The following is a 26,385-nucleotide window of genomic DNA, read 5'->3' as shown; positions in this document are numbered from 1 at the left end:
CTTACGTCCGCCGTATTCACGGAGCGGGCCATTCCTCTTTATGGCTCGTCCAAGGCGTTGATGAGAGCATATGGCGTGCGGCATCTCTGCATCCACATCACGCCGAAGAAATTGCCGATACTTTTTTGACTCTTTTTTGTCGAGAATTGAAGAGTCGTCTGAAAGGGCTGACTATAAACGCGGCGGGCGTGGCGATTTTTCCGCTCAATTTGGCGTGATGCGCCCAGACAATGCGCAGCCGAAGACGATTTCAGGTGAAATTTTGACGTGTGGCCTGCCGGATGCCGGCAGGCCACACTCATACTTTTCCGCAACGTCCCTGCCGCTCAATCATCAGCGGCAGGCTTCAGTCGTTATTGCGGCATGACGATCTGCAATTTCACATCCGTTTCCCGTGCTTCGACCGCGCGGTCGAAACCGGCGATACTGTCTTCGAAGGGAATGGTCGCGGAAATCAACGGGTTCAGGTCAACCTTGCCGGAGGCGATGAGCGCAACGGCCCGGTCGTAAACATTGGCGTAGCGGAAGACCGTTTCGACCCGCAGTTCCTTGGCCTGCAGGCCGACAATATCGACCGGAACCGGATCGACGGGCATGCCAACAAGCACGATGGCACCGCCCGGCCGCGCCAGCTTCGCCATGCCAAGCACGGCGGGTGCAGCACCCGAGCATTCGAAGACGATATCGCAACCCCAGCCATCCGTGGCGGCCGAAACCGCTTCGGCAAGGTTGCGCTCGCGGATGTTGACGGTTTCGATGCCGTCATAGGCGGCGATGATATCGAGCTTCGGCTGAGCGAGATCGGCAACGATGACCTTGGCACAACCGCCGGCCAATGCTGCCAGGGCAACCATCATGCCGATCGGGCCGGCGCCCGTGACAACGGCGATATCACCGGGCTGGATGCGTGCCCTGAGGGCCGCCTGCATGCCGATTGCGAAAGGTTCGACCATCGCGCCTTCGGCGAAGGACACATTGTCCGGCAGCTTGTAGGTGAAGGCTGCGGGGTGAACGACTTCCGGCGTCAGGCAACCATGGATCGGCGGCGTCGCCCAGAAGCGGACAGCCGGATCGACATTGTAGATGCCGAGCTTGGAGGCGCGTGAAGTGGGATCGGGAATGCCGGGCTCCATGCAGACGCGATCACCCGCCTTCAGATGGGTGACATCAGAACCGGTTTCGATCACCGTCCCGGAAGCCTCGTGGCCGAGGACCATGGGCTCGTTGACGACGAAATGACCGATCTTGCCATGGGTATAATAATGGACGTCCGAGCCGCAGATGCCAACCGTATGGGTGCGGATGCGCACATCCTTCGGTCCGAGCTCACCTGAACCCGCTCCACCGGGAATATCAAAATCCCTGAGCGAGAGCTTGCCCTTTTCTTCCAGCACCAGTGCCTTCATCTCATCCTCCGTGGTTTTGCGATACGCCTGGCAGCGAATTCAGCAAGCGTGATGGCGTGCAATTTCGGCAAAAGTAAACAGAAATCGGCTGGATCGGACGGTTTTTCTTTGCGTCGGAAAAACTGTATCGAGATGTCTCGAGTTTCTCATCATCCGCCGCCGGAACAGGCCGTCGGACGCGTTCAACAAGCCTCCGATGCGCCGGAGCAATCGACACCCGCGAGACCAAACGATAGCCCGGATCGATCAACCTTTCCTGATCCGTAGTCCCTCCAGAAAGGCCCGGAAACTCTCAACCGCCCGCTTCGAGGTGGCTTCGGGATCGTCGGAATTGGCGATCCATTGGGCGGCGCTGCTGCTTGCTGCATTGATGAAGCGGGCGCATGCCTCCGGATCGATGTCACCGATGGTGCCTTCCTCCCGGAGCGCCTCCAGACTTCGGGCGACAGCGGAAATACAGCCATTGGCATTTGGCCAGCGCGATGGATCACCCAGCACCGCCGGTCCGTCGCGAAACATGATCCGCTGGATTTCCGGTTCGAGAGCCATGCGCACATAACCGAGATTCTCCTCGACAAAACCCTCCCACCGGGAATCGGCCCTCGAAGAAATATCACAAAGCCTTGCGGTCATTTCCGCGTCGATTTCGGCCACAACGGCCGAAAGCAGGCCTTTTTTATCGCCGAAATGATGGTAGAGCGCGCCACGGGTGAGACCGGCTTCGGCGGTGAAGTCGTCCATAGACGCTTCAGCATAACCGATGCTGCCAAAGGCCTTGCGGCCCGTAGCCAGAAGCTTCGCCCGCGTCTCGGCAATCATTTCACTGCGAGGTTTGCGCATTTCTTCTCCATTTTTCTCATACGTCACGTATATTAGTTGACATACGCACCGTATGCAATTATCTCATTAACATACGCCACGTATGTATGTGGTGGACACCCTTCGAACAAGGTGCATCCCGATGTCTAATCCATACAGAGAAATTTTCCGGGCTCCAGGCGCAAAAGGCTTTTCCGCCGCCGGCTTCTTCGCCCGCCTCCCCATTGCCATGGCCCCGATCGGCATCGTCGCCATGCTTTCCCAGACCCATGGCGAATATTGGCTGGCCGGCGCCGTCTCGGCAACCTTTGCATTGACCAATGCCGCCCTCTCCCCGCAAATCTCCCGGCTGGTGGACCGCAAAGGGCAGAGCAAGGTCCTCATCCCCGCCACCATCGTCTCGGTCATCGCCTTTGCGCTACTGATTATCGCGACAAATCAGAAATGGCCTGCCTGGACGCTGTTCCTTTCCGCCTTCCTCGCCGCCGCCATGCCAAGCATTCCCGCCATGATGCGCGCCCGCTGGACGGAAATCTTCCGCGACCGACCTGAACTGAACACCGCCTTCGCCTTTGAATCCGCCGCAGATGAACTCGTCTACATCTCCGGCGCCTCGCTTTCCGTTGGACTTGCGGTTTCGCTCTTTCCGGAAGCGGGCATGATGATCAGCACCACCTTTCTGGCGTTTGGCACCTTTGCTTTCCTTCTGCAACGCTCGACCGAGCCCAAGGTGCGGCCGGTTGAAAGCGGCCGCCGGCAGCGTTCGGCTATCTTCCTGCGGCCGGTCCAGATCATCACGCTTGCCCTGATCTTCGTCGGCTCGACTTTCGCCACGGCCGAGGTGAGCGCCGTCGCAATCACCAAGGCGCTTGGTCAACCGGAAGCCGCCAGCCTCGTCATCGGCGTTTACGCAATCGGCTCCTTCGTGGTCGGCCTCATCCTTGGCGCGCTCAATCCCAAAATGCCCCTGCAACGACAATTGCTGATTGCCGTCAGCGTGCTTGCGCTCACCGCCCTGCCGCTGCTTGTCGCCAACACCTCCGTTGCGCTTCTCGCTTTTGCCGTTTTCCTCAGCGGCGTTGCAATCTCGCCGATCTTCATCACCTCATTCGGCCTGATCGAGCGCCGCGTGCCGGAATCGATGCTGACGGAAGGTGTAACCTGGGTGATGACCGGCATCGGTATCGGCATGGCGCTCGGCGCCTTCGTCTCCGGCTGGGTGATCGATAATTTCGGCCCGGATAACGGTTTCTGGGTGTCCGTCGCCGCCAGCCTTTCGACCGTCGTCATCATTGTGCTCGGCCAGCGCGCCCTTTCCGGAAATCGCGAACGATCCGGCCCTGCGGCCGCAATGCAGCAACCTGCGGAGTAAGAACAAAGGCTCGAGGTCATCCCGGGCGAGAAGCCGCTCGGGATAAACCTGAATTGCATGGGCTGGGGCTCTGCGCTCAGCCCATGCGCTCGGACACATGTTCTCCGGGGGACGCGGGAAAGACGACAGTCCGGTTTCCGTTCAGAAAGACCCGGTGATGAATATGGGCGTGGATGGCCCGCGCAAGAACCTGGCTTTCCACATCACGGCCAAGGCTGACATAATCCATCGCGCTCTGGGCATGGGTCACGCGGATCGTATCCTGCTCGATGATCGGTCCTTCATCGAGATCGGCGGTGACGTAGTGGGCGGTCGCGCCGATCAGCCTCACGCCGCGCTCATAGGCCTGCTTGTAAGGGTTGGCACCCTTGAAAGACGGCAGGAAGGAATGGTGGATATTGATGATACGGCCGGACATTTCCTGACACAACCGGTCCGACAGGACCTGCATGTAACGCGCCAGCACCACAAGCTCCGCTCCGGTATCCCGCACCACCTGCAAGATCGCGGCTTCCGCCTCGGGCTTCGTTTCCGGCGTGACACGAATGTGGTGAAAGGGAATATCCTCGTTCACCACCTGCTTCTGGTAATCCAGATGATTGGAAATCACCGCGACGATCTCGACCGGCAGCGCACCGATGCGGGAGCGATAGAGCAGATCGTTGAGGCAATGGCCGAAACGCGAGACCATGATCACGACTTTCGTCTTTCGCGAGAGGTCGTGAATGTCATAATCCATATCGAAATCGGCCGCGATGGGACCGAAGCCGTCGAGCAGCCCATCGCGTCCCAATCCCTGTTCGGAAACGAAACTCAACCGCATGAAGAAGCGGTCCGTCTCCTGGTCGGTGAATTGCGAACTGTCATTGATGTTGCAGCCGGACCGGGCGAGGTAACCGGATACGGCGGCGACGATGCCACGGCGCGCCGGGCACGAGACTGTCATGATATAGGTTGTCAAATTCTGCTCCCTGGGTCTTTGCCGCACGGACGGATCGCCTGCGCTTTCCCGCCGATTGCCGATGAACCGCCGGCCATGGTCAGGACGGCGATTGAGACTTGCCGAAGCCCGGCGAGGCGGCTTACGAACCGTAGATCGGAAAGGCCTCGCAAAGCGCAGCAACCTCTGCCCGCACCTCGGCCTCGATTGCGGCGTCACCCTCGGCATTTTTGGACAGGGCATTGATGACACGCAGGATCAGCGCACCGATCTGTTCGAATTCGGCGACACCAAAGCCGCGTGTGGTGCCGGCGGAGCTGCCGAGCCGGATACCGGAGGTGACGAAGGGCTTCTCCGGATCGTTGGGAATGGCGTTCTTGTTGCAGGTGAGACCTGCCCGCTCCAGCGCGATTTCGGCAACCTTTCCGGTGACGCCCTTCGGGCGCAGATCGACCAGCACCATATGGCTGTCGGTTCCGCCAGAGACGATCCCCAACCCACCATCGGTCAGTACCTTCGCCAGCGCCTGTGCGTTGGCGATGACCTGACCGGCGTAATCGGAAAATTCCGGGCGCAGTGCCTCGCCGAAAGCCACAGCCTTGGCGGCGATGACATGCATCAGCGGGCCGCCCTGATTGCCTGGGAAGACCGCCGAGTTCAACTTTTTGGCAAGATCGGCATCGTTGGTCAGGATCACGCCGCCGCGCGGGCCGCGCAGGGTCTTGTGGGTGGTGGAGGTGACAACATGTGCGTGCGGCACGGGGTTCGGATATTTGCCGCCGGCGATCAGGCCGGCATAGTGGGCCATGTCGACCATCAGATAGGCGCCGACTTCATCGGCGATCTTGCGGAAACCGGCAAAATCGATCTGGCGCGGATAGGCCGATGCGCCCGCCACGATCAGCTTCGGCCTCGTTTCCAACGCTCGCGCGCGCACCTTCTGCATGTCGATCAGATGCGTCTCGGCATCGACCTCATAAGAAACGACATCGAACCACTTGCCAGACATCGTCACCGGCGAACCGTGGGTCAGATGACCGCCATGGGCGAGCGACATGCCCATGATCCGGTCGCCCGGCTGCAGCAACGCCAGGAACACCGCCTGATTGGCCTGCGCGCCGGAATGCGGCTGCACATTGGCAAATTCCGCGCCGAAGAGCTGCTTCAGCCGGTCGATGGCGACCTGTTCGACCTTGTCGACGAATTCGCAGCCGCCGTAATAACGCTTGCCGGGATAACCCTCGGCATATTTGTTGGTCAACACCGAGCCTTGCGCCGCCAGAACATCGGCGGAGACGATGTTTTCCGAAGCGATCAGCTCGATCTGCGTCTTCTGGCGATCGAGTTCCTCGGCGATGGCGTCGGCGATCACCGTGTCCGAAACGGTATTATGTGACAGTCGGTTGAGCATTTTTTCTCCTCCAGATCAGGCGATGTCCGCCGCAAGTTCCTTGCAGCCGGTTTCAAGCAGATGGCCAAGATGCGATACGAAACTGTTCCAGATATCCATACGGAAACGGTTTTCCGCATCGCGCCAGAGCACCACGCTGACGCCGTCGAAAATCGTCCGGCGCCCCTCGCCCACCGCAATGGTGTCGATGTCGCGGGCGCAGCCCAGCGTCAGCAACTCGGCGGCCTGCGCACCTTCGATCAGCAGCGTCACTTCCCGTCCGGAAATATCGACGAGACTATGCGGATGGCTGGCGTAAACGCCTGCGCAGGCGGCAATCAGCCCGTCAACCGCGCTGACAGGTGCAAGCACGGTCCATTCGTCGGGGCCAAGGCGCAGGACCTCAATCTCGCCCGAAGCGGCGCGGAGGCCGATCCGGTCGGGCAAGGTCAGGCCAAGGGCGGCGTTGAGCGGGGCGAGATCGCCGCGCGCGCGCAGCGACAGCCGCGCCTGCGCGGCCAGAACGCTGATCCGGGCAGCTTTGCTCTCGGCCAGCGTGCCGGGAACAGGGGAGGAAACGCGCATATTCATTGTCATCTCCAGGTCAAATCTTCAGACGGGTATTTTCGGGATCGACGAAGACCATCCCGGTGATTTTTGCGGCAATGGTGCGGTCCAGCATCGGAATGTAGACGGTCTCACCCATCCGATCATGGCCGCCCTCAACCAGCGCCAGCGCAATCGGCTGGCCAACCGCATCCGAGTGATAGGAGGAGGTGACGTGACCCACCATTTTCATCGGTATCGGCTGTTTCGCATCGAAAACGATCTGCGCGCCCTCTTCCAGCTTGGAGCGGTCTTCGGTGAGAAGGCCGACGAGGTGGCGGCGGCCCTTGGCGACGAGATCAGGGCGGGCAAGGCCGCGCTTGCCGACGAAATCGGGCTTTGATTTGCCGACCGCCCATCCCATCGCGGCGTCATAGGGCGTCACCGTGCCGTCGGTATCCTGGCCGACGATGATGTAGCCCTTTTCGGCGCGCAGCACATGCATGGTCTCCGTGCCGTAAGGCGTGATGTCATATTGCCGGCCGGCTTCCCACAGGATTTCCCAGAGCTTGCGGCCGAGAGGTGCCGGCACGTTGACCTCAAAGCCGATCTCGCCGGTGAAGCTGACGCGGAACAGCCGCGCCGGCATGCCGGCCACCGTGCATTCCACGCAGGACATATGCGGGAAGGCCCCCTCCGTCAGCTCGACGCCTTCCACCAGCGGCGCAAGCAGCTTGGCCGCATTCGGACCGTTGAGCGCAATTGTGGACCATTGTTCGGTGGTCGAGGTCAGCCAGACATTGAGATCGGGCCATTCCGTCTGGAGGTAATCCTCCATCATGTTCAGCACGCGGGCGGCACCGCCTGTCGTGGTGGTGACGTGGAAACGGTCCTCGGTCATGCGGCCGATGACGCCGTCATCACGGATGAAGCCGTCATCGCCGAGCAGCAGGCCATAACGGCAGCGGCCGGCGGCAAGCTTCGTCCAGGGATTGGTATACATGCGGTTCATGAACTCGACCGCATCGGGACCGACCACCTCGATCTTGCCGAGCGTCGAGGCGTCGAAAATGCCCACACTCTGGCGCACTGCCCGACATTCGCGGCCGACGGCCGCATCCATGTCTTCGCCCGGCTTCGGGAAATACCAGGCGCGACGCCATTGCCCGACCGGCTCATAGACCGCGCCATGCTCCTCAGCCCACCCGTCGATCTGCGTCTTGCGCGTCACTTCGAAATGCGCGCCGCGGTGATAACCGGCGAAGGCACCAAAGGTTGTCGGCGTGTATGGCGGACGGAAGGTGGTCAGCCCCACCTGCGGCTGGCGCTTGCCAAGCGCTTCCGCCGCGATGTTCAGGCCGTTGATGTTGGACATCTTGCCCTGATCGGTGGCCATGCCATTGGTGGTGTAGCGCTTGACATGCTCGATGGAGCGCATGCCCTCGCGCACGGCGAGCCTCAGATCCTTGGCGGTCACGTCGTTCTGGTAATCAACGAAAGCCTTGGCCTTGCCAGCGTCGCGGTCGCTCGGCAGTTCGGTGTGGGAAACGCCGCTGCCGGTACGATCATGATCCACCGCATGGCTGGAAACGTTAGTGGTCTTGCCAAGTGCTGCGACGACTTCACGACCCCGCTCCGCGCCATCCCTCAGCGCGGCCTCGATGCCCCAGAGCCCGCGACCGGCACCAGCAATCACACAATCCTCGTTGGTGAAGGCGGGCAGGAAGGTCGTGCGCTCATCGTCCCAGGCGATCTTGCCCTGCGTGTGAGAGAATAGATGCAGCGACGGCGTCCAGCCGCCCGACATCAGCACCGCGTCGCAGGCAATCTCCTGCCCCGCACTGACCGACGCGCCACTAACCGCATTGACGCGGACCGACTTGACGCGCAGCCGCCCCGACGTCGCCGTGACCGTATGCGACAGCTTGACGGGAATGCCGAGCGCACGCGCCTCGTTCACCAGCTCCTCGCGCACCTTGGCGCGGGTATCGACAATCGCCTGGACGCGCGCGCCGGCGCCGTGAAGATCGAAAGCCGCATACCAGGCGCTGTCATGGCTCGTCACGACCACCGGCCGGTTGCCGACCTTGACGCCATAGCGGTTGAGATAGGTCTGGGCAGCACCCGCCAGCATCACGCCCGGCCGGTCGTTGCCGTGGAAAACCAGCGGCTTTTCCAGCGCGCCCTGCGCCAGCACCACCTGACGCGCCCGAACGCGCCACAGGCGCTCGCGCGGCGTATCCTTCGGCACGGTTTCCAGATGATCGGTCAGCTTTTCGCAAAGGCCGATCATGTTCTGGTGGTAATAGGCAATCGCCGTCGTGCGCGTCATGACCTTGACGCCCCGATCCTTCAGGGCCGTCAATTCATCCGCAAGCCAGGTCCACGCTGGCTTGCCGTCGATCTTCGCCTGGGGTTCGGACAAAAGCGTGCCGCCGGCTTCGGCATTTTCATCGACCAGCACGACCTTGAGACCATCGACCGCCGCCGCACGCGCCGCTGCAAGACCGGCAGGACCGGCGCCGACAATCAACACATCGCAATGCAGGTTGCGCGAGGCGTAGGTATCAGGATCTTCTTCCGTCGGCGAAACGCCGAGACCGGCCGCTGCACGGATGAAGGGCTCATAGACCTTGTTCCAGAAGCTCTTCGGCCACATGAAGGTCTTGTAGTAGAAGCCCGCCGAAAACAGCATATAGGCCATGTCATTGACCGCGCCGATATCGAATTTCAGGCTCGGATATTTGTTCTGCGAGGTGGTTTCCAGCCCGTTCCAGATTTCCTGCACCGTGGCGCGGGTGTTCGGCTCGAAACGTCCGGTGCTGCGGCGAGTGCCGATCAGCGCATTGGGTTCCTCGGAACCCGCCGCCACCGGGCCGCGCGGGCGGTGGTATTTGAACGAGCGGCCCATCAGATGCACGCCATTGGCCAGAAGTGCCGAGGCGACCGTATCGCCCTTCACGCCGCGATAGGTCTTGCCGTCGAAAGTAAAGCTGACCGAGCGGGCGGCATCCACACGGCCACGGCCGGAAACGCGATAGGAGTTCATTTCGACACCTCGGAGCTTGCGGTCAAGCGGGTCAGGGAAGACAGTTCAGGACGCGGCTCACCCGCTCGATAGGTCGTCAGGAAACGGTCGCTCACCGTGTCACGCACGGCGTTGAAGAAGCGGCCGCAGCCGTGCATGTGCCGCCAGCGCTCGAAATGCGGACCCTTCACGTTTTCGCGGATGAACAGGAATTCCTCCCATTGTTCATCGGTCTGCGACGAAGGATCGGCGGCGCGGACGATATGGGCCTGGCCGGCATAGGTGAATTCGGCTTCGGGCAGCGTTTCGTTGCAATAGGGGCAGCGGATCAAAAGCATGGTTCAAATCCTCGGAGCATTTCCGGAAAATGCGTGGAAATTAGTGCGCCACGGCGGCAGCGGCGGCCTCGTCGATCAGGCGGCCGGAGCGGAAGCGTTCCAGCGTGAAAGGCGCGTTGATCGGATGCGGTTCGTTTTTGGCGATGGTCCAGGCGAACGTGTGGGCGGCGCCCGGTGTTGCTTTGAAGCCACCGGTGCCCCAGCCGCAATTGACGTAGAGCCCGTCGACCGGCGTCTTGCCGAGAATGGCCGAGCGATCCGGCGTCACATCGACAATGCCGCCCCATTTGCGCAGCATCCGCATGCGGTTGAAGATCGGGAAGATTTCGACGATGGCCGCGATCGTATGTTCGATCAGCGGCAGGCCGCCGCGCTGCGAATAGGAGGTATACTGGTCCGTGCCCGAGCCGATGACCAGCTCGCCCTTGTCGGACTGGCTGATATAGGCGTGGACGGCGTTCGACATGACCACGCAGGGGAAAATCGGCTTGATCGGCTCCGACACCAGCGCCTGCAATGGATAGCTTTCAAGCGGCAGACGCACGCCGGCCGTGTCCATGACGACCGAGGTGTGACCGGCGGCCGAGACCGCAACCTTCTTCGCCTTGATGAAGCCCCTCGCCGTCTCGACGCCCGCGACGGAGCCATCGGCGTTACGGCGAATGGCGGTGACCGGGCAGTTCTGGATGATATCGACACCACGGGCTGCGGCGCCGCGCGCATAACCCCAGGCGACCGCATCGTGTCGCGCCGTGCCGGCCCGTTCCTGAAGCGCGCCGCCCATGACGGGGTAACGCGCATTCGGCGCAATGCTGAGCGGCGGGCAATAATCCTTGCACTCTTCCGGGCTGAGCCAGCGATTGTCGACGCCGTTCAAACGGTTGGAATGGATGTGGCGCTTGAAGCTCTGCACATCGTGCACATTATGCGCCAGCATCAACACGCCGCGTCTTGAATACATGACGTTGTAGTTCAATTCCTGGCTCAGGTTCTCCCACAGATCGACGGCGTGATCGTAAAGACGGGCGCTCTCGTCATAGAGATAGTTCGAGCGGATGATCGTGGTGTTGCGGCCGGTATTGCCGCCGCCGAGCCAACCCTTGTCGATGACGGCGACATTGGTGATGCCGTGCTGGCTGGCCAGATAATAGGCAGCGCCCAGACCATGGCCGCCGGCACCGACGATGACCACGTCATATTCGGCTTTCGGCTGACTGTCGGGCCATTGCTCGTCCCAGTTCTTGTGGCCGGTCAGAGCATTCCGCAAAAGATTGAAGGCATTAAAACGCGTCATGAGCGGGACCCGATGGTTGGAAAATCTCGTGTCGCAAAAGCTAGGAGCATTTGCCGCGCCCCGGCTGGACAATCGCGTCTGTTTGCATGAATATTTGCGTCATGACCTCACACCGCGCCAGAAAACGCCTCAGCGTCGCCTTCCTGCTTGCCGACCGCTTCACGCTGTCGGCCTTCGCGAATTTCGTCGATGTGCTGCGCCTTGCGGCCGATGAGGCGGACCGTTCACGGCCTATCCTGTGCGAATGGTCGGTGCTCTCGGCAAGTTTGAGCAGCGTGCAGTCGAGCTGCGGCGTGAAGGTGCAGCCGGACACGCGGCTGATGGACGCTGCGCATTACGACTATATCGTCGTTGTCGGCGGTTTGATCAGCGATCACAGCGCCCTGCCGCAGGAAGCGCTGCGCTTCCTGAAAGAGCGGGCAGCGGCCGGCGTTCCCATCGTCGGGCTCTGCACCGGCGTTTTCATCCTGCATGAGGCCGGCCTGCTCGATGGCTATCGCTGCTGCGTGAGCTGGTTCCACCGCCAGGACTTTCTCGACCGTTTCGATACCGTCCAGATGATTTCCGACCAGATCTTCGTCATCGACCGCGACCGGCTGACCTGTTCCGGCGGCCATGGAGCAGCGCATCTGGCGGCGTTCCTTGTCGAGCGCCATGTCGGCCAGTCCGCCGCCATCAAGAGCCTCAACATCATGATGATCGACAGTGCGCTGAGCGGCGAAAAACCTCAACCCGGCCAGCAGAGCGCGCGCAAGGCCAACGATCCCCTCATCAAAAAAGCGATCCTGCGGATGCAGCAGAATATCGAAGTTCCGAGAACCGTGCAGGAACTGGCGAATGATCTCGGCCTTGGCCGCCGCAGCCTCGAACGGCGTTTCCTCACCGACCTGGGCGCAACGCCTTCCAAGGTCTATCTCGAACTGCGGCTTGATCGCGCTTTGTCGCTCCTGCGCACGACGCGTGACAGCATCACCCAGATTTCGCTCGCCACCGGTTTTTGCGATGCGCCGCACCTTTCCCGCACGCTCAGAGCCGAGCGCGGTTTCACCCCCAGCGAATACCGCAAGACTCAGGTCGGCCACGTCGCGACCGACGAGGAATTCGCCGTCGGCGTGCTGCTTCCACAATCCTGAAAATCTTGCGTCGGTTCTAGGAACCCGCCCCCATGAAGGTCAGCCGGGTAAGAGCCGTATAGCTGGATTCCGAGGCCATCAGGGCTGCAAAGACGAGCACGAGAACCGGCGGTAACAGGATGGCGTAGATCAGGACCAGCCGTTCCCAGGCCATGTGCATGAAAATCGCCATGATCAACCCCGCCTTCAGGATCATGAACAGGATGATGAGAGACCATCTCGGATAACTCTGGATACCGAGATAATCGATCATATAGGATAAGGCGCTGAGAACGAAAAGCAGCCCCCAGACCACCATGTAAAGTCTTATCGGATGCTGCTGTCCCTGTTGTGACTGTTGCTGCGCCATGATGCCATCCTCACTCACCACAGATAAAAGAATGCGAAGATAAAGACCCACACCAGATCCACGAAGTGCCAATAAAGCCCCGTTATCTCGACGATCTCGTATTGCCCCTTGCGGCTGGTGAAGAACCCCCGCCTTTCCTGATCGAAATCTCCCCGCCACACCTTGCGCGCGACGATGAGAAGAAACAGGACGCCGATGGAAACATGGGTGCCGTGAAAGCCCGTGATCATGAAGAAAACCGAACCGAACTGCGCTGCACCCCACGGGTTGCCCCAGGGACGAACGCCCTCTGCGATCAGCTTGCTCCATTCGAATGCCTGCATTCCCACGAATGTCGCGCCAAGCGCTGCCGTCGCCACCATCAGCGCGGCGGTTTTGCGACGGTCGCGGCGATATGCGAAGTTGACGGCCATGGCCATCGTGCCGCTGCTGCTGATAAGAACAAAGGTCATGATGGCAATCAGGATCAGCGGAATGTGCCTGCCGGCAATCGTGAGCGCGAAAACCTCGCTCGGATTGGGCCAGGCCGCGGTGGCCGACATGCGCGCCGCCATATAGGCCAGCAGAAAACAGCCGAAAATGAAGATATCGCTCAGAATGAATATCCACATCATTGCCTTGCACCAGGAGACGTTCTTGAACGCCCGCTGGTCCGATGACAGATCGGCGGCGACGCCGCGCAGTCCAGCCGGCCGCAGATGCGGATCACTTATCGGTCTTTCCTCCATGGATGCGGCCATGATCGACACTCCTCAGGTGACCAATTGACGGCAGAGATCGGCAAAACTATTCGCCCAGCCGGCGAAAAGCGCAAAAAGGATGAGCCAGACGACCAGCATGAAATGCCAGTAGATCGCGCACAGCTCCACACTCAGGCGCATTCTTGCCGACAAGGGCTCTCTCCGGGCACGGATTGCGGTGCGCCCAAGTACGAGGAGCCCGCCCAATATATGCAGGCCATGCAGACCGGTAATCATGTAGAAGAAGCTGTTCGATGGGTTATCCGCCAGAATATAGCCTGCGGAGATAAGTTGCCTCCACGCCAGGAATTGACCGGCCACAAAGAAAACAGCCGTCGCAAAGGCTGTCACAAGAGCCGCATTCAGCCTGTCGCGATGATCCGGACGGGTTTCGGTTTTCGCCCATTGCAGCGCCAGACTGCTGGCGGCGAGCGCCGCGGTGTTCACCCATAACAGTCCGGGGAGCGGAATACCCCACCAGTCGGCGCCGCCCATGCGGCCGAGATAGGCGCTGATGAGCAAGGTGAACAATGCACCGACCACCGCCAGAAATATCCCAAGTCCGAGTTTCGCAATTGTCACCGACGATCCCTGCATCTCCGGCGCATCGCCTGCAAGACCAACTTCCAGCCAGGGCTTCGAGGCCAGCCGCTGCCGCGCCATCCACCAGCCGATGATGCCGGCGATACCGGCCATGAAGACAAGGATGGCGCTCATGACAAGGCCCTCTCGGACGACCCGGCCGAAGCCGGCTGGTTTTGCGGCAGGAAGTCCTCAGCCGCGCCGGGCACGCTGTAATCATACGGCCAGCGATAAACGACCGGCAGTTCCTTGCCCCAGTTGCCATGAACCGGCGGCGTCTGCGGCGTCTGCCATTCCAGTGTCGTGGCCCGCCACGGATTGCCGACGGCCTTCTTGCCCCACCGCAGGCTCCACTCGAGATTGAACAGGAACAGCAATTGCGCCGCACCGACGATGAGCGCGGCCACGGTGATGAATATGTTCAACGTGTGCGCCGAATCTGGAATGAAGGCGGTTTCGCCCAGCTCGTAATAGCGGCGCGGCACGCCCATCAGCCCGAGATAATGCATCGGGAAGAAGATGGCATAGGCACCAAGGAAGGTGATCCAGAAATGGACGTGCCCCATCGCCTCGTTCAGCATCCGGCCCGTGACTTTCGGATACCAGTGGTGAATCGCACCGAAGATCACCATGATCGGCGCGACCCCCATCACCATATGGAAATGGGCGACCACGAACATCGTATCCGAAAGCGGCACATCGACGACGACATTGCCAAGGAATAGGCCGGTCAATCCGCCATTGATGAAGGTGACGATGAAGGCGAGCGCAAATAGCATCGGCAGGGTGAGATGAATATCGCCGCGCCAGAGCGTCAGCACCCAATTATAGACCTTGATCGCCGTCGGCACCGCGATGATCAGCGTCGTGGTTGCAAAAAAGAACCCGAAATTCGGGTTCATGCCACTGACATACATGTGATGCGCCCAGACGACAAAGCTCAGCGCCGCGATGATGACGATCGCCCAAACCATCATCCGGTAGCCGAAGATATTCTTGCGCGCATGGGTGCTGATCAGATCCGAGACGATGCCGAAGGCGGGAAGTGCGACGATATAGACTTCCGGATGGCCGAAGAACCAGAACAGGTGCTGGAACAGGATGGGACTGCCGCCCTCCTGCTTCAATTGTTCCCCCATCTCCACGATGGCCGGCATGAAGAAGCTCGTGCCGAGCAGCCGGTCGAACAGCATCATGACGGCGGCGACGAAGAGCGCCGGGAAAGCGAGTAGCGCCATGGCGGTCGCCGTGAATATGCCCCATATCGTCAGTGGCATGCGCATCAGCGTCATGCCCCGCGTGCGTCCCTGCAACACGGTGACGACGTAATTCAGCCCGCCCAAAGTAAAGCCGATGATGAACAGGATCAGCGATGACAGCATCAGGATGATGCCCCAGTCGCGCCCGCCCGGCGTTCCAGAAAGAAGCGCCTGCGGCGGATAGAGCGTCCAGCCGGCGCCCGTCGGCCCGCCGGGTGCGAAGAAACCGGCCACCAGCACAAGGACGGCGGAGAGGTAGAGCCAGTAGCTCAGCATATTGGCATAGGGAAACACCATGTCGCGCGCGCCGAGCATCAGCGGGATCAGATAGTTGCCGAAACCGCCAAGAAACAGCGCGGTGAGCAGGTAAATCACCATGATCATGCCATGCATGGTGATGAACTGATAATAATGCTCCGCGTCGATGAAGGAGAAATAGCCGGGAAAACCGAGCTGCAGGCGCATCAGCCAGGAAAGCACCAGCGCCAGCATGCCGATTGCGATGGCTGTCAGGAAATATTGAATGGCGATGATCTTGGCGTCCTGGCTGAAAACATATTTCGTCCACCAGCTTTTCGGGTGATAAAGCTCGACGTCCTCGACTTCAGCGGGCTGAATGACCTGCCCGGCGCCGGATCCAATCTCGACCATGTTCCATCCTCCCTGTTCCCCCGATGCGGTCTTCCCCTCTCAATATGCACGACGCTCATCTGGCCGCCGACGTTTCCGCCGAGGCCAGCAATTTCGAGAAAGTCGGCTGCTGCTGCAGCCAGGCTTGATAATCGGTGTCGGTATCAACGACGACGGTGCCACGCATCTGCGGATGGCCCACACCGCAAAGTTCCGCGCAGAGAACCTCGAATGTCCCCGTCCGGGTCGGCGTGAACCAGTAATAGGTGACCGAACCGGGGATCATGTCCATCTTTGCCCGGAACTCCGGCACGTAAAAATCGTGCACGACATCGACCGCGCGCAGCAGCATTTTCACCGGCCTGCCGGCGGGCAGATGCAACTCGCCGCCTTCAACGATGACATCGTCCATTCCGGCGGGGTCGTTCCTGTTCAGGCCGAGCGGATTGTTGGGTCCAATAGCGCGCGTATCCGCCCGCCCGAGCCGTCCGTCCGCTCCCGGCAGCCGGAAACTCCATTGCCATTGCTGACCGACGACCTCCACCTCGCTCGCACCGTCAGGGACGGTTACGAACTGGTTCCATACGAAGAGGCCCGGCAAAAGCATCGCCGCCACCCCAACCCCGGTCCCGCCCGCCAGCCACCATTCCAGGCGCTTGTTTTCAGGCTCATATGCCGCCCGGTTTCCGCCGCGGTGCCTGAAGCGGAACACGCAATAGGCGACGAACAGCACGATGGCGGAGAAAACGAAGCCGGTGATCCAGAAAGTGATGATGATCGTATTGTCGATATAGCTCCAGTTCGACGCTATCGGCGTCCACCACCACGGGCTCAGCAGGTGGAACACGATCGATCCCACTACCAGCAGAACGAGAACCACAACGACAGCCATCGTCTCCTCCCGTGACCCGGCCACGACTGCTTCCAAAACCCATCGCAAAATATATTAGCATTATCTCATAAATGAGTCGGGCGAGCAATTATGGTAGCGGCTCCTTCCTGTGCGCCTGCATCAATCGGGAAGGCAATCGCGAAAAGCAGACGGATATGAAGAAAACGATACCACATGGCGTCCCCGCACTCTGCGTGGCCATTCCAACCGCCGCGGCTCCCCTCAGCGGGGCCGCAACGGCAGGAAGGATGATCTACGGATATATTTCCTCTATCAATTCAAGGCGTACGGCTCGGATAATCGGACACGATCAGTTTCCGATAGAGGTGCCAGGTCGAGTGGCCGAGGATGGGCATGACGACCGCGAGGCCGATAAAAACCGGGATCGTGCCGACAACGAGCAAGGCCGCGACGATCAATCCCCAAAGCGCCACGGGAACCGGGTTGGCAAGCGTGGCGCGGATGCTCGCATCCACCGCCGCGACTGCGCCGACATCCCGGTCGAGCAGCAGCGGGAACGCCACCACCGTTGTCGCCAGCACGACGACCGCGAAAACGAAACCCGCGAGATTCCCCCAGATGATGAGGGAGAGACCTTGCGAGGTCGTCAATACGTCCGACAGAAAGGTAGAGAGCGAAACCGGACCGGTCGCATCGAAAGTCGCAGTGTAGATGCTCTGCGCAACAATCAGCCAGACGACGAAAAGCACCAACAGCATGACGGCGACCGCGATGATAGACGGCAGGGCCGGAGAGTGACGAACCTCCAGTGCATGCCGCCAGGAGCTATCCAGCCCCTTTTCGCGCCGCCGACTGATTTCATAAAGCCCGATGGCCGCGATCGGACCAATCAGTGCAAAACCCGACATCAGCGGATAAATAACCGGCAGCAAATTGGCGCCGGAACTCCACATCACCAGAAAAACACCGGCGATCGGATACATAAGACAGAGAAAAACATAGTGGGACGGCTTTTCTTTAAAGTCCTCAAGTCCCAGCTTCAACGCATCCACGATATCCGGGATGCCAATCTTACGGACTTCCGGGCGGGCAAATTCACCACTTGCACCGGACATGACATGGAATGCCGTCATAGCACTTCTCCTCCTGCGCCATGATCCGGCTGGCGGTACAGGAACGCTCGGTGACTTCTATCGAGGCGTAAAACCGCAACCGGCTGTTTTGTAATTTATCAAATTCTGGCGCCTTTGTCGCCTGTTGTTTAAATTGGAGACATCAGATGCCCGCCGTCGGCACAACTGGACTACCCTTGAGCCAGGTTGAGGCAAATGACGGTCCTGTCATCACTGAACTCCGCCGTTGTCGAACCTTTGACGGACGGATACTCGCCCAGCTTGTGAAAATCCGCCGCCTCGACACGCGCGAATTCCGCTTCCCAGGCCGCAACACCCGTCCCTGCCGGCAAGGACAAATAGCCGTCGGAGAATATTTCAACGCTCGAGAGCCCGTCTTTGGCAATGCGGAGGTCAACCGTCCCCTCCTGCATGACCGTTCCGCCATTCACCGAGGCGTAACCCAGCACATGCCCATGCCGGTTTGCGAATTGCGGCTGGATACGGATGCCGCCCATCAGGAATTCCTCGACCGTTTCAACGTCGTTCTCAAGACCGCTCATCCCGGCTGCGGCTGTGACGGCATTTTCCGCATCCCGCGCCGTCATGATACCGTTTGCGACCGCCGAACGCAGGCCGGAGAAGATCGTCGCACGCGTTCTTGCTTCGGCCGCATCACCGTCACCGATGACGGCAAGAAGCTGTTTGAATACGAATATACGCGCCGAAGTACTTACCGTATCGATCAGCTTCGTGTGCTGAAACAGATGGGTGCCGTTGATCCTGACGCCGGAATCGCCGGCAAGCAGCAGGCGGAAGCTGTCGCCCATATCCGCCACGATCGCCAGGGTGGTCGATGGCGGATGGCCGGCATTGATGCGCTGCGCCTCCTTTTTCAGGATATCGCTGATATTCTGAAAAAGCGCGGGCGCGGCGAGCGTTTCCAGCCTGCCGTCAAGGCTCATCTCAGCCACGGCATTGGCGGCGGCGAGAGCCGCAATGCGGCCGGAAGTCAGCCCGCCGTAATTTGCTCCGGTCGGGTCGGTCGCGCCGTCGAAAACGGCCAGAACCCGTCCGGGAATGAGAAGCGCCACATCGTCCCCCGGCTTTGCGGCGTTCTTGTATTTCGATTGCGAAAAGCTCGCGATATTCATCTTTCCGGTGTCCTTGCAGAGGGAGGCTGGCGGCGACACATGGGTCGCCGCTGCTGCAGTTTTGAATGATGTTTGATGGCTTCAGACGAAAGAGGCTTCCTTGTCTTCCGAAAGCCGGAAGACGACGAAGACGCAAAGTCCGGTGCTGACGAGAAGCAAGGTGGAAAGAGCCGCGGCCGTGCCGAACTCGCCGTCAATAACCTGAATATAGATCAGCACGGGCATCGTAATCGTCCGCGCCGTGTAGAGGATCAGCGTCGAGGACAATTCGTTGATGGCGGTGATGAAGCTCATCAAGGAACCGATGATGAGACCTGGCAACATCAGCGGCACCGTCACCGATATGAACGTCTTTGCCGGAGAAGCGCCGAGATTGACCGCAGCCTCCTCGATGGAAGGTTTGATCTGCCGCAGGATCGAGGTCGTGGAGCGGACGCCGTAAGGCAGGCGGCGGATAAACACCAACAGGATGATGATGAGCGCCGTGCCAGTGATGTCGAAAGGCGGATAACGGAACGTCGTGACGTAGCCGATTGCCATGACGACGCCGGGTATCAGATAGGGTACCATCAGCAGAAGATCGAGCGAACCCGATACTGCATTGTCCCGCCTGACCACGATGAATGAGAGCAGGCCGGAAACGATGGCGATCAACACCACGGCTGCAATCGCAAAGGTGAAGCTGTTGGCAATCGCCTGCGGTGAATCGCGAAGAATGCGGGCATAGCTGTCCAACCCGAAACCGCCTGTGAAGACAGGGCCGTTCGTCGCAAGGAACGATGTGTAGATGACCGTAAGGGACGGTAGCATGGCGACAAAGACGACCAGATAGCAGAAGCCGTGCACGATGAACGATTTCAACGGGCGCATGGGCTGTTTAACCGGCCGGTTCGTCAGAGAACTGGCGTAACGGCGTTTGGCGAGAATGTGCCGCTGCAACAGAAGTGCGGCCATGGAAATAGCGATCATCACCATGGAAATCGTGACTGCCATGGTCGGCGTGCCCGCCATTTCGGAGGTATATTGCGCATAGGCTATGGTCGAGAGCGTCCTGATGCCCTTGCCGAGGATTGCCGGCGTTCCGAAATCTGCGATGGACAAGACGAAGCAGATGATCGCGCCGGTGCTGACTGCCGGAAAGACCAGCGGCAAGGTGATCTTGCGGAACCGTTGGAACGCCGTGCAACCGAGGTTTTCCGCCGCATCCTCATAAGATTTGTTGATGGTGTTCAGCGCATTTTCCGTCATCAGGAAAATATAGGGAAAGAACTTCAGGCTGAAGACCATCACGATGCCGGGTATCCCGTAAATGGTCGGCAAGGAAATACCGGCGAAAGACAGGAGATTGGTGACTGCGCCGTTGGCGCCGAACAGCATGATCCAGGCATAGGCGCCGATGAAGGGCGGTGCACATAGAACCAGCACCGCGAAGGTGGCAATGAATGTACGGCCCTTAATGCGGTAACGCGAGGTGCAGAAGGCAAGCGGAATACCGAGCAGGCAGGCCCCCAACATGCCGAGCACGCCGATGACCAACGTATTCCACAATGCCACGGTATAAAAACGTCGCGTCAGCACCTGCACATAGTTGCCGAAACCGAAAGCACCCGTCTTGGCGTCGAAGAAACTGATGAAGAATACGCTAAAGATCGGCAGGACCAGGAAGACAGCCAAAAGGATAACGGCAAGCACCGTCACGCTTGTCCAGAAACCCGGCAGCCGCAAACGAAAACCTCCGGGCATTGAAGTCGCGGTCAAATCCGTCATGACAGGCGCTCCCCGGTAACGCCTTCACCGAAGAGCTTGGTATCACCGGCAGACCAGGAGAAAACCGTTTTCTGGCCGGGCTGAAGGGCGATGATGTCAGGCGACGGCTTGGTGATCGCCTCGATTTCCTCTCCCGACGACAGCACCGCGGCGACATTCATCTCGCGGCCGGTGAAGCTGACCTGCCTTATGGTGACAGGCAGTTCGATGCGGCCTTCACCATCTGTCGCAGGCGAACCGACGGTAATGGCTTCGGGACGGATGGCGGCAACGACCGTTCGTTGCGGCGCAATGGCGTCGACCTGCGGCAACCCTACGCCGTGCCCGGAAATGGAGGTCCGCCCACCCGCACGATCCAGCGTCAGGAAATTGTTTGCCCCCACAAAGGAGGCGACGAAACGATTGGCGGGGTTGTTGTAAACCTCCCAGGGGGCTGCGGCCTGCTGGATGACGCCGCCATACATCACACAGACGAGATCGGACATGGCAAGCGCCTCCTCCTGATCATGGGTCACATAAACCGTGGTAATGTTCATGGCTTGCTGGATTTCGCGCAGCTCGCGCCGCAGATCCACACGCAGTTTCGCATCGAGGTTGGATAGCGGCTCGTCCATCAGCAGCACTTTGGGATTGATGACGAGCGCACGCGCAAGGCCGACACGCTGCTGCTGACCGCCGGATAATTCATGCGGCATGCGCTTGGCGTAGGGAGCGAGCTGCACGATGTCGAGAATCTTGCCGACCCGTTCGCGAATCTCGGAGGAAGACGCCTTGCGCTGCTTCAAACCGAAGGCGATGTTGTCGAAGACGGAAATATGCGGGAAGACCGCATAATCCTGAAAAACCATGCCGACATCGCGCTTGTGTGCGGGCACATGTTCGATCGCCTGTCTTTCGATGCTGATACTGCCGCTATCCTGCTGGTGAAACCCCGCAATCGTGCGCAGGAGGGTCGTCTTGCCGCATCCGCTCGGACCGAGAAGCGTAAAGAACGATCCCGAGGGGATGGAGATATTGATGTCGGAGAGAGCGACGACATCCCGGTAACTTTTCTTGATGCTGGTAATTTCCACGGCGGCCATGTGCTGCTCCATGACAGATCCTGCACGGCCCGTGACCACGCTGGACAAACGAAAAGCGAATTGTGAATGAAATAAAGGGGGACGGTCGCCGCTGCGCCGTCCCCGGCAATTATCTTACTGAACGTCGAGCAATGTCTCGTTCCACTTTTCCATCAGACGCGCGCGATTGTCTGCAGCCCATTTGAAATCGTATTTCGCATCGGGAACATCGGCCAGCGGAACAAGCGCCGGATTGGCGGGAACATCGGTTCGAACCGAGCGACGACCCGCCTTCACTACGATTTCCTGCGCTTCCTTGGAGACGATGAAATCGATGAAAGCCTTGCCATTGTCAGCATTCGGCGCTCCCTTGACGAGCGCCATGCCGTCAGGCGCGATTGCCGTACCCTCTTTCGGATAAACGATCTCGACCGGCGCGTTGCCGAGCTTGTAGCGCAGCGCGGCATCTTCCAGCGTAATGCCAACGGCCTGTTCGCCATCGTTGACGAAACGCGGCACCGCGCCTGAAGAGGTGGAAAGAACAGAGTTGGTGAGGATGCCGGTATAAATTTCCCAGCCTTTTTCCTCACTGTCGAAATCCTGCAATACCGTTGCCATCTGAATATAAGCCGAGCCGGACTGATCGGCGCGGGCCGAAGAAATCAGGCCCTTATATTCCGGCTTTGCCAGATCGGCCCAGGACGTCGGAACGGGAGCGCCTTTCAGGGCCTCCTTATTAACGATAAAGGCCGTGACGACAGCCGTGAAAGGCACCCAATTCGTGCTCGGTGAGAAGGCCGGGTTGATCGATGCAGCCTCAACCGGCTTGTATGGCTCGAAAAGGTCGGCGGAGAAATCGATAACCGTCCCGTCGACGCTCCAGATCACGTCGCCCGCCGGCTTGCCGCTCTCCGCCTTGATGCGGTTCATCAGCTCGCCCGATCCGGCTTTGACAAGCTCGACCTTGGTGCCGGTTTTCTTTTCGAACATGGGCAGCAATTCGTCCATGAGCTGCTGCGGGGCAGCGGAATAGACCACGACGCTGCCTTCGGCATGAGCGAAAGCCGCGCTGGCAAGGAAAGTGGCGCCGGCAAAAAGGCGCGCGAAAATAGTGCATGATTGACGCATGAGGGGGCTCCGTTTTTTTGTTCCCTGACAGACCGGCCCTGCGACATGATTTTTTTTGGTTTTGCCTGTCGCTACCCGTTGTCTGCTATTTATTTTCTTTACGTAAATTAATTAGTCAAGCCGAAATTTATTTCGATTATGACAATAAAATATCCTATTGAAAAACCACATTATTTCCTGTTTTTGACTTACAGCCGCCCAATTTCAATGCCAGTTTTTGCGGTGAAACGCGGTATACAATCGCGTAATTTTCGCTAATCATCAGGCATAATTTCTCGCGGGAGACTTGTTTGATCGATCTCGGCTACAATGAGCGGCGTCTGCTCGAGATTCTGCGCGGCAAGGGAGGCATGTCGCGCATCGAACTGGCGCGCGAAATGGATGTTTCCGCACCGACCCTTACCCGCCTGACGGCCAATCTGCTGGAATCCGGCCTCATCATCGAAGCGGAGGAAGCCCGCAATGACGGCAAACGGGGGAAACCCTCCACAGCCATCGAAATCAACCCGAACGGGCTTTTCACGCTGGGGGTCTACTTCAATCCTGACGATCTGCGTGTCTGCGTGGCCGATCTCAATGGCACGATAAGACAGGAAATCAGATCGGAACTGGAGGGGCACAGTTTCGAGCACATTATGGAGATGGCCGAGGCGGCCGCCCGGCAAGTGCTTGAAAAAGCGAAGATAAGAAAAAAAGATGTGCTAGGCTGCGGCATCAGCTTTCCCGGCCATTTCAAGCGGGATCGCGGCCATGTCTTCCGCATCAAGCAGTTCGAAAGCTGGCGCGATATCGACGTCGACAAGGACTTTCAGCCCTATTTCGATTTCCCGGTCTTTCACGAAAATGACGGCAATACCGTCATTCTTTCCGAACTCTATTATGGTGCAGGCCGCAATATCCGAAACTTCGCGATGATCTGGCTGACATATGGCATCGGTGGTGCGCTGGTGGTGCAGCGCCATCTCTATCGCGGCACCAATGGCAATGCCGGCGAATTCGGCGGACTGTTTCCAAAATCCCATCCCCGCCCCTCGGGACAGGACTTGTGCGACACTCTGGCTGCTCAGGGCGTCGCCATTCGACGTCTGAAGGATATTGACGAGAGTTATGCCGACCATCCCGCCGTGGCGTCCTGGCTTGAACGGGCAACGGATCAGCTCCGCCTGCTTTCTTTGACAGTCGCCCGCACGATGGATCCGGCAGCCATCATTTTCGGTGGATCGCTGCCGGACTGGATTGTCGAACATATCGTGCGGCGTATCGGCTCTCTGGATATACTCGGCGAGGATTTTTTCGTCGAGCCGCCGGAGATACGCAAATCGATCATGAGCGACTTGCCTCACCTGGGCGCCGCCAGCATACCGATCTACCGCGCCATCACGCCCAGCTATTATTCCGGGCGGGCGCTGAAGGGCTGGGCATGACGCCTCATGGCCGTTACGTGCCCCAGTGTATTGTCCAGAAGAGCCTCCATCGTCCAGAAACGCCCCTGAATATAGAAGTCACCGCGCGATTCCGCTCCCTTTGTGTTAAATGAAATCGCCGCGTTGGCGTCGAAGATGGCGAGCAGGGCGCACGACCCGGCAAATTCTTTGGCGCTTTCGCAAACCACCCTTCCCACACATCACCACATCCAGCATGTCATTGCTTTTAGCCTCCATGGCGAATAGCGGGTTGAGATGACCTCCGGCAAAGGTTATCAGGTGCCACTCTCAGGCGGACCTTCCGCAAACAACAAGGCGCATCCTGACATGATACCGGACTTCCTCGTCACCCATTCCGGTGGCTTCCATGCCGACGAACTGCTGTCGAGCGTTGTGCTGACGCGGCTTTTCCCACAGGCACGCCTGATCCGCAGCAGGGCGCCCGAATGGATCGCACCCGGCGCAGATCGCATCGTCTACGACGTCGGCGGCTCTTATGACGCAGCAAAGGGAGCCTTTGATCACCACCAGCGCGGCGCGCCGTTGCGCAAGGACGGTCAGCCCTATAGTTCGTTCGGACTGATCTGGAAGCATTTCGGCCGCGATTATCTTGCCGCCTTTGGCGTTCCGGAAGACCATATCGAAACCATTCACGCCTCTTTCGACGCCAGCTTCGTGCTGCCGGTCGATCTGGTCGACAACGGTGCGCTCAGCCCCTCCACAGCCGGGCCGCTCGCGGGACTGACCCTGCCCGTCCTGCTCGAAACTCTGAAGCCTGTTTTCGACGAGACAGATCCCGAAGCGGACAATCGCAGTTTCCACGCGGCGTTGGCCATCGCCCGCAGCTTCGTGGAGGCAAAGATTGCCAACAGCGCCGCGAAATTGCGGGCCGAGACGCTGGTAAACCGGGCTATCGCGGATGCCGGCGAGGGACATATTCTGGAACTGCCGGTGGGCATGCCGTTCCGGCCCGCCATCGTGAAGGCGGGGGCGGACCATTTGCTTTTCGTCGTTCATCCACGTCACAACGACTGGTGCCTTACCGGCATTCGTCGCGCGGATGAAGGTTTTGAGCTGCGGGCGGATTTGCCGGCCGCCTGGGCAGGCCTGACGGATAAGGATCTGGAAGCGGTTTGCGGCGTCGAAGGCGCAAGCTTCTGCCACAACGGCCGGTTTGTCGCAGCGGCGAGAACCCGCGATGCTGCACTGGCCATGGCGGCGTTGGCGGTAAAGGAGGCGACCGCAACCAAATAGTGGCATGGTCGCCAATCGCGATACCGACCGTACGCGCCGCAAAAACGCCTCCTGGAACGAACAGCGGGAGGCGAAACATATGCCTGGATGTGGGTTTTGATCTTGCCCATACCCAGTTCTTGGTACGTCCTGAGAAGTTCGCCGGCGCGCGCCCTTGAGCATCGGGCCGCCGTGGTTATCCTGCCCGAATTATGGCGGTCACACACGTATTGAGGAATACGCGACCGCTTTCGGGGAGGATGTCATGAAATTTCTGTTGGCCGCTTCGCGTGCCATTGATGCCGCCAATGCAGCCATTGGCAAAGGTGTTTCCTGGCTGCTTCTCGCGGCCATTTTTATCAGCGCCGTCAATGCAGCCATGCGCAAGGCGTTTTCGATGAGCTCCAACGCCTGGCTTGAATCGCAGTGGTATTTGTTTTCCGCCGTGTTTCTGATCGCCGCCGCCTATACGCTTCTCAACAACGAGCATGTGAAGGTGGATCTGGTCTATGGAAGTCTTCCGCGCAAGGGGCAGCTGTGGGTCGATATTCTCGGGACCATCTTCTTTCTCATGCCTTTCTGCCTCATCACGGTCTATCTTTCCTGGCCGGTGTTTCTGCAGAAACTTGCGTCCGGTGAGGTTTCGAACAACACGGGCGGCCTCATTCAATGGCCCGTCTGGGCGCTGATACCGATTGGCTTCAGCCTGCTGGCCATTCAGGGCGTTTCGGAACTCATCAAGCGTGTCGCGATCCTGCGCGGCGATATCCCCGATCCGGTTGCAGCGGCTGACGCCGCCGCCGCACTGCTCTGATCGAAGGAAACAA

At 59.5% G+C, this 26,385-nt stretch carries 23 protein-coding genes; 5 read left to right on the top strand and 18 right to left on the bottom strand.

The genetic code is table 11. The features are described from left to right. Window positions 1-353: 353 nt before the first annotated feature. Together O9X91_RS18085 and O9X91_RS18080 are read right to left on the bottom strand one after the other, a co-directional pair. The gene (locus O9X91_RS18085; RefSeq protein ID WP_269834359.1) at window positions 354-1,406 is read right to left on the bottom strand and encodes an NAD(P)-dependent alcohol dehydrogenase; all 1,053 of its coding nucleotides are present in this window, start codon (window positions 1,404-1,406) and stop codon (window positions 354-356) included. 246 nt (window positions 1,407-1,652) lie between these two features. Then, entirely contained in the window at window positions 1,653-2,246 is a 594-nt protein-coding gene (locus O9X91_RS18080; protein WP_162520527.1) for a TetR/AcrR family transcriptional regulator, read from the bottom strand. 121 nt (window positions 2,247-2,367) lie between these two features. Here O9X91_RS18080 and O9X91_RS18075 point away from each other — a divergent pair, with 121 nt between their 5' ends. Beyond that, window positions 2,368-3,597 (top strand): MFS transporter, encoded by a 1,230-nt coding sequence (locus tag O9X91_RS18075; protein ID WP_269834013.1) that lies wholly within the window; start codon window positions 2,368-2,370, stop codon window positions 3,595-3,597. 76 nt (window positions 3,598-3,673) lie between these two features. On the opposite strand, the gene purU is transcribed toward O9X91_RS18075, so the two are convergent. The 6 genes from purU to O9X91_RS18045 form a co-directional block, all read right to left on the bottom strand. Then, entirely contained in the window at window positions 3,674-4,558 is an 885-nt protein-coding gene (purU, locus tag O9X91_RS18070) for a formyltetrahydrofolate deformylase (RefSeq protein ID WP_269834014.1), read from the bottom strand. Window positions 4,559-4,679: 121 nt separating this feature from the next. Continuing rightward, window positions 4,680-5,948: a serine hydroxymethyltransferase gene (gene glyA / locus O9X91_RS18065; protein WP_269834015.1), complete on the bottom strand. Its 1,269-nt coding sequence runs from the start codon at window positions 5,946-5,948 to the stop codon at window positions 4,680-4,682. 15 nt (window positions 5,949-5,963) lie between these two features. Further along, on the bottom strand, window positions 5,964-6,518 hold the full coding sequence (locus O9X91_RS18060) for a sarcosine oxidase subunit gamma (protein ID WP_269834016.1): 555 nt from the start codon (window positions 6,516-6,518) through the stop codon (window positions 5,964-5,966). 13 nt (window positions 6,519-6,531) lie between these two features. Continuing rightward, window positions 6,532-9,522, bottom strand: coding sequence for a sarcosine oxidase subunit alpha (locus O9X91_RS18055; RefSeq protein WP_269834017.1), 2,991 nt, complete (start codon window positions 9,520-9,522; stop codon window positions 6,532-6,534). Beyond that, the gene (locus tag O9X91_RS18050; RefSeq protein ID WP_269834018.1) at window positions 9,519-9,839 is read right to left on the bottom strand and encodes a sarcosine oxidase subunit delta; all 321 of its coding nucleotides are present in this window, start codon (window positions 9,837-9,839) and stop codon (window positions 9,519-9,521) included. Before O9X91_RS18050 ends, O9X91_RS18055 begins: the two co-directional genes overlap by 4 nt. Before the next feature lie 40 nt (window positions 9,840-9,879). After that, window positions 9,880-11,133: a sarcosine oxidase subunit beta family protein gene (locus tag O9X91_RS18045; protein WP_077983148.1), complete on the bottom strand. Its 1,254-nt coding sequence runs from the start codon at window positions 11,131-11,133 to the stop codon at window positions 9,880-9,882. 86 nt (window positions 11,134-11,219) lie between these two features. Between O9X91_RS18045 and O9X91_RS18040 the strand changes: the two genes are divergently transcribed. Next, window positions 11,220-12,266, top strand: a complete 1,047-nt coding sequence (locus O9X91_RS18040; protein ID WP_162520529.1) for a GlxA family transcriptional regulator — start codon at window positions 11,220-11,222, stop codon at window positions 12,264-12,266. 16 nt (window positions 12,267-12,282) lie between these two features. Here O9X91_RS18040 and O9X91_RS18035 read toward each other — a convergent pair whose 3' ends face one another. From O9X91_RS18035 to O9X91_RS17990, 10 genes are all read right to left on the bottom strand, one after another. Further along, window positions 12,283-12,615 carry a cytochrome C oxidase subunit IV family protein gene (locus O9X91_RS18035; RefSeq protein WP_173991455.1) on the bottom strand — a complete coding sequence of 111 codons (333 nt, stop codon included), beginning with the start codon at window positions 12,613-12,615 and terminating at the stop codon, window positions 12,283-12,285. A 14-nt stretch (window positions 12,616-12,629) separates the two neighbouring features. Continuing rightward, the gene (locus O9X91_RS18030; protein WP_269834019.1) at window positions 12,630-13,355 is read right to left on the bottom strand and encodes a heme-copper oxidase subunit III family protein; all 726 of its coding nucleotides are present in this window, start codon (window positions 13,353-13,355) and stop codon (window positions 12,630-12,632) included. A 12-nt stretch (window positions 13,356-13,367) separates the two neighbouring features. Further along, on the bottom strand, window positions 13,368-14,072 hold the full coding sequence (locus O9X91_RS18025; protein ID WP_077983149.1) for a cytochrome c oxidase subunit 3: 705 nt from the start codon (window positions 14,070-14,072) through the stop codon (window positions 13,368-13,370). Then, window positions 14,069-15,847 carry a cytochrome c oxidase subunit I gene (locus O9X91_RS18020; RefSeq protein WP_077983150.1) on the bottom strand — a complete coding sequence of 593 codons (1,779 nt, stop codon included), beginning with the start codon at window positions 15,845-15,847 and terminating at the stop codon, window positions 14,069-14,071. The genes O9X91_RS18025 and O9X91_RS18020 overlap by 4 nt, the downstream gene beginning before the upstream one ends. 55 nt (window positions 15,848-15,902) lie before the next feature. Then, window positions 15,903-16,718 (bottom strand): cytochrome c oxidase subunit II, encoded by an 816-nt coding sequence (locus O9X91_RS18015; protein WP_269834020.1) that lies wholly within the window; start codon window positions 16,716-16,718, stop codon window positions 15,903-15,905. A 278-nt stretch (window positions 16,719-16,996) separates the two neighbouring features. After that, window positions 16,997-17,812 carry a DUF2189 domain-containing protein gene (locus O9X91_RS18010; RefSeq protein ID WP_077983152.1) on the bottom strand — a complete coding sequence of 272 codons (816 nt, stop codon included), beginning with the start codon at window positions 17,810-17,812 and terminating at the stop codon, window positions 16,997-16,999. Between the two features lie 170 nt (window positions 17,813-17,982). After that, the gene (locus tag O9X91_RS18005) at window positions 17,983-18,945 is read right to left on the bottom strand and encodes a hypothetical protein (RefSeq protein ID WP_269834021.1); all 963 of its coding nucleotides are present in this window, start codon (window positions 18,943-18,945) and stop codon (window positions 17,983-17,985) included. An 81-nt stretch (window positions 18,946-19,026) separates the two neighbouring features. Next, entirely contained in the window at window positions 19,027-20,712 is a 1,686-nt protein-coding gene (locus O9X91_RS18000; RefSeq protein WP_142913302.1) for an ABC transporter permease, read from the bottom strand. Then, window positions 20,709-21,794: an ABC transporter ATP-binding protein gene (locus O9X91_RS17995; protein WP_269834358.1), complete on the bottom strand. Its 1,086-nt coding sequence runs from the start codon at window positions 21,792-21,794 to the stop codon at window positions 20,709-20,711. Before O9X91_RS17995 ends, O9X91_RS18000 begins: the two co-directional genes overlap by 4 nt. Before the next feature lie 114 nt (window positions 21,795-21,908). Further along, window positions 21,909-22,901, bottom strand: a complete 993-nt coding sequence (locus O9X91_RS17990) for an ABC transporter substrate-binding protein (RefSeq protein WP_077983154.1) — start codon at window positions 22,899-22,901, stop codon at window positions 21,909-21,911. A gap of 290 nt (window positions 22,902-23,191) precedes the next feature. On the opposite strand from O9X91_RS17990, the gene O9X91_RS17985 reads away from it, so the two are divergent. The 3 genes from O9X91_RS17985 to O9X91_RS17975 all read left to right on the top strand — a co-directional run bounded on the left by O9X91_RS17985 (window position 23,192) and on the right by O9X91_RS17975 (window position 26,372). Further along, complete coding sequence (locus O9X91_RS17985; protein ID WP_269825282.1) at window positions 23,192-24,325, top strand: ROK family transcriptional regulator; 1,134 nt, start codon at window positions 23,192-23,194, stop codon at window positions 24,323-24,325. Window positions 24,326-24,652: 327 nt separating this feature from the next. After that, a complete protein-coding gene (locus tag O9X91_RS17980) occupies window positions 24,653-25,579 on the top strand; it encodes an MYG1 family protein (RefSeq protein ID WP_173991577.1) in 927 nt (308 codons plus the stop codon). Window positions 25,580-25,823: 244 nt separating this feature from the next. Beyond that, on the top strand, window positions 25,824-26,372 hold the full coding sequence (locus tag O9X91_RS17975) for a TRAP transporter small permease subunit (RefSeq protein ID WP_077983156.1): 549 nt from the start codon (window positions 25,824-25,826) through the stop codon (window positions 26,370-26,372). The last annotated feature ends 13 nt before the right edge of the window (window positions 26,373-26,385 follow it).

The organism is Agrobacterium salinitolerans, from assembly GCF_027498475.1.
Taxonomy (GTDB): domain Bacteria; phylum Pseudomonadota; class Alphaproteobacteria; order Rhizobiales; family Rhizobiaceae; genus Agrobacterium; species Agrobacterium salinitolerans.
This window is presented reverse-complemented; position numbering and strand designations above follow the sequence as displayed.

Coding starts and splice junctions, on each gene's coding strand:
- O9X91_RS18085 (WP_269834359.1), bottom strand. CDS start 1,406: ATGAAGGCACTGGTGCTGGAAGAAAAGGGCAAGCTCTCGCTCAGGGAT.
- O9X91_RS18080 (WP_162520527.1), bottom strand. CDS start 2,246: ATGCGCAAACCTCGCAGTGAAATGATTGCCGAGACGCGGGCGAAGCTT.
- O9X91_RS18075 (WP_269834013.1), top strand. CDS start 2,368: ATGTCTAATCCATACAGAGAAATTTTCCGGGCTCCAGGCGCAAAAGGC.
- glyA (WP_269834015.1), bottom strand. CDS start 5,948: ATGCTCAACCGACTGTCACATAATACCGTTTCGGACACGGTGATCGCC.
- O9X91_RS18060 (WP_269834016.1), bottom strand. CDS start 6,518: ATGAATATGCGCGTTTCCTCCCCTGTTCCCGGCACGCTGGCCGAGAGC.
- O9X91_RS18055 (WP_269834017.1), bottom strand. CDS start 9,522: ATGAACTCCTATCGCGTTTCCGGCCGTGGCCGTGTGGATGCCGCCCGC.
- O9X91_RS18050 (WP_269834018.1), bottom strand. CDS start 9,839: ATGCTTTTGATCCGCTGCCCCTATTGCAACGAAACGCTGCCCGAAGCC.
- O9X91_RS18045 (WP_077983148.1), bottom strand. CDS start 11,133: ATGACGCGTTTTAATGCCTTCAATCTTTTGCGGAATGCTCTGACCGGC.
- O9X91_RS18040 (WP_162520529.1), top strand. CDS start 11,220: ATGAATATTTGCGTCATGACCTCACACCGCGCCAGAAAACGCCTCAGC.
- O9X91_RS18035 (WP_173991455.1), bottom strand. CDS start 12,615: ATGGCGCAGCAACAGTCACAACAGGGACAGCAGCATCCGATAAGACTT.
- O9X91_RS18030 (WP_269834019.1), bottom strand. CDS start 13,355: ATGGCCGCATCCATGGAGGAAAGACCGATAAGTGATCCGCATCTGCGG.
- O9X91_RS18025 (WP_077983149.1), bottom strand. CDS start 14,072: ATGAGCGCCATCCTTGTCTTCATGGCCGGTATCGCCGGCATCATCGGC.
- O9X91_RS18020 (WP_077983150.1), bottom strand. CDS start 15,847: ATGGTCGAGATTGGATCCGGCGCCGGGCAGGTCATTCAGCCCGCTGAA.
- O9X91_RS18015 (WP_269834020.1), bottom strand. CDS start 16,718: ATGGCTGTCGTTGTGGTTCTCGTTCTGCTGGTAGTGGGATCGATCGTG.
- O9X91_RS18010 (WP_077983152.1), bottom strand. CDS start 17,812: ATGACGGCATTCCATGTCATGTCCGGTGCAAGTGGTGAATTTGCCCGC.
- O9X91_RS18005 (WP_269834021.1), bottom strand. CDS start 18,945: ATGAATATCGCGAGCTTTTCGCAATCGAAATACAAGAACGCCGCAAAG.
- O9X91_RS18000 (WP_142913302.1), bottom strand. CDS start 20,712: ATGACGGATTTGACCGCGACTTCAATGCCCGGAGGTTTTCGTTTGCGG.
- O9X91_RS17995 (WP_269834358.1), bottom strand. CDS start 21,794: ATGGCCGCCGTGGAAATTACCAGCATCAAGAAAAGTTACCGGGATGTC.
- O9X91_RS17990 (WP_077983154.1), bottom strand. CDS start 22,901: ATGCGTCAATCATGCACTATTTTCGCGCGCCTTTTTGCCGGCGCCACT.
- O9X91_RS17980 (WP_173991577.1), top strand. CDS start 24,653: ATGATACCGGACTTCCTCGTCACCCATTCCGGTGGCTTCCATGCCGAC.
- O9X91_RS17975 (WP_077983156.1), top strand. CDS start 25,824: ATGAAATTTCTGTTGGCCGCTTCGCGTGCCATTGATGCCGCCAATGCA.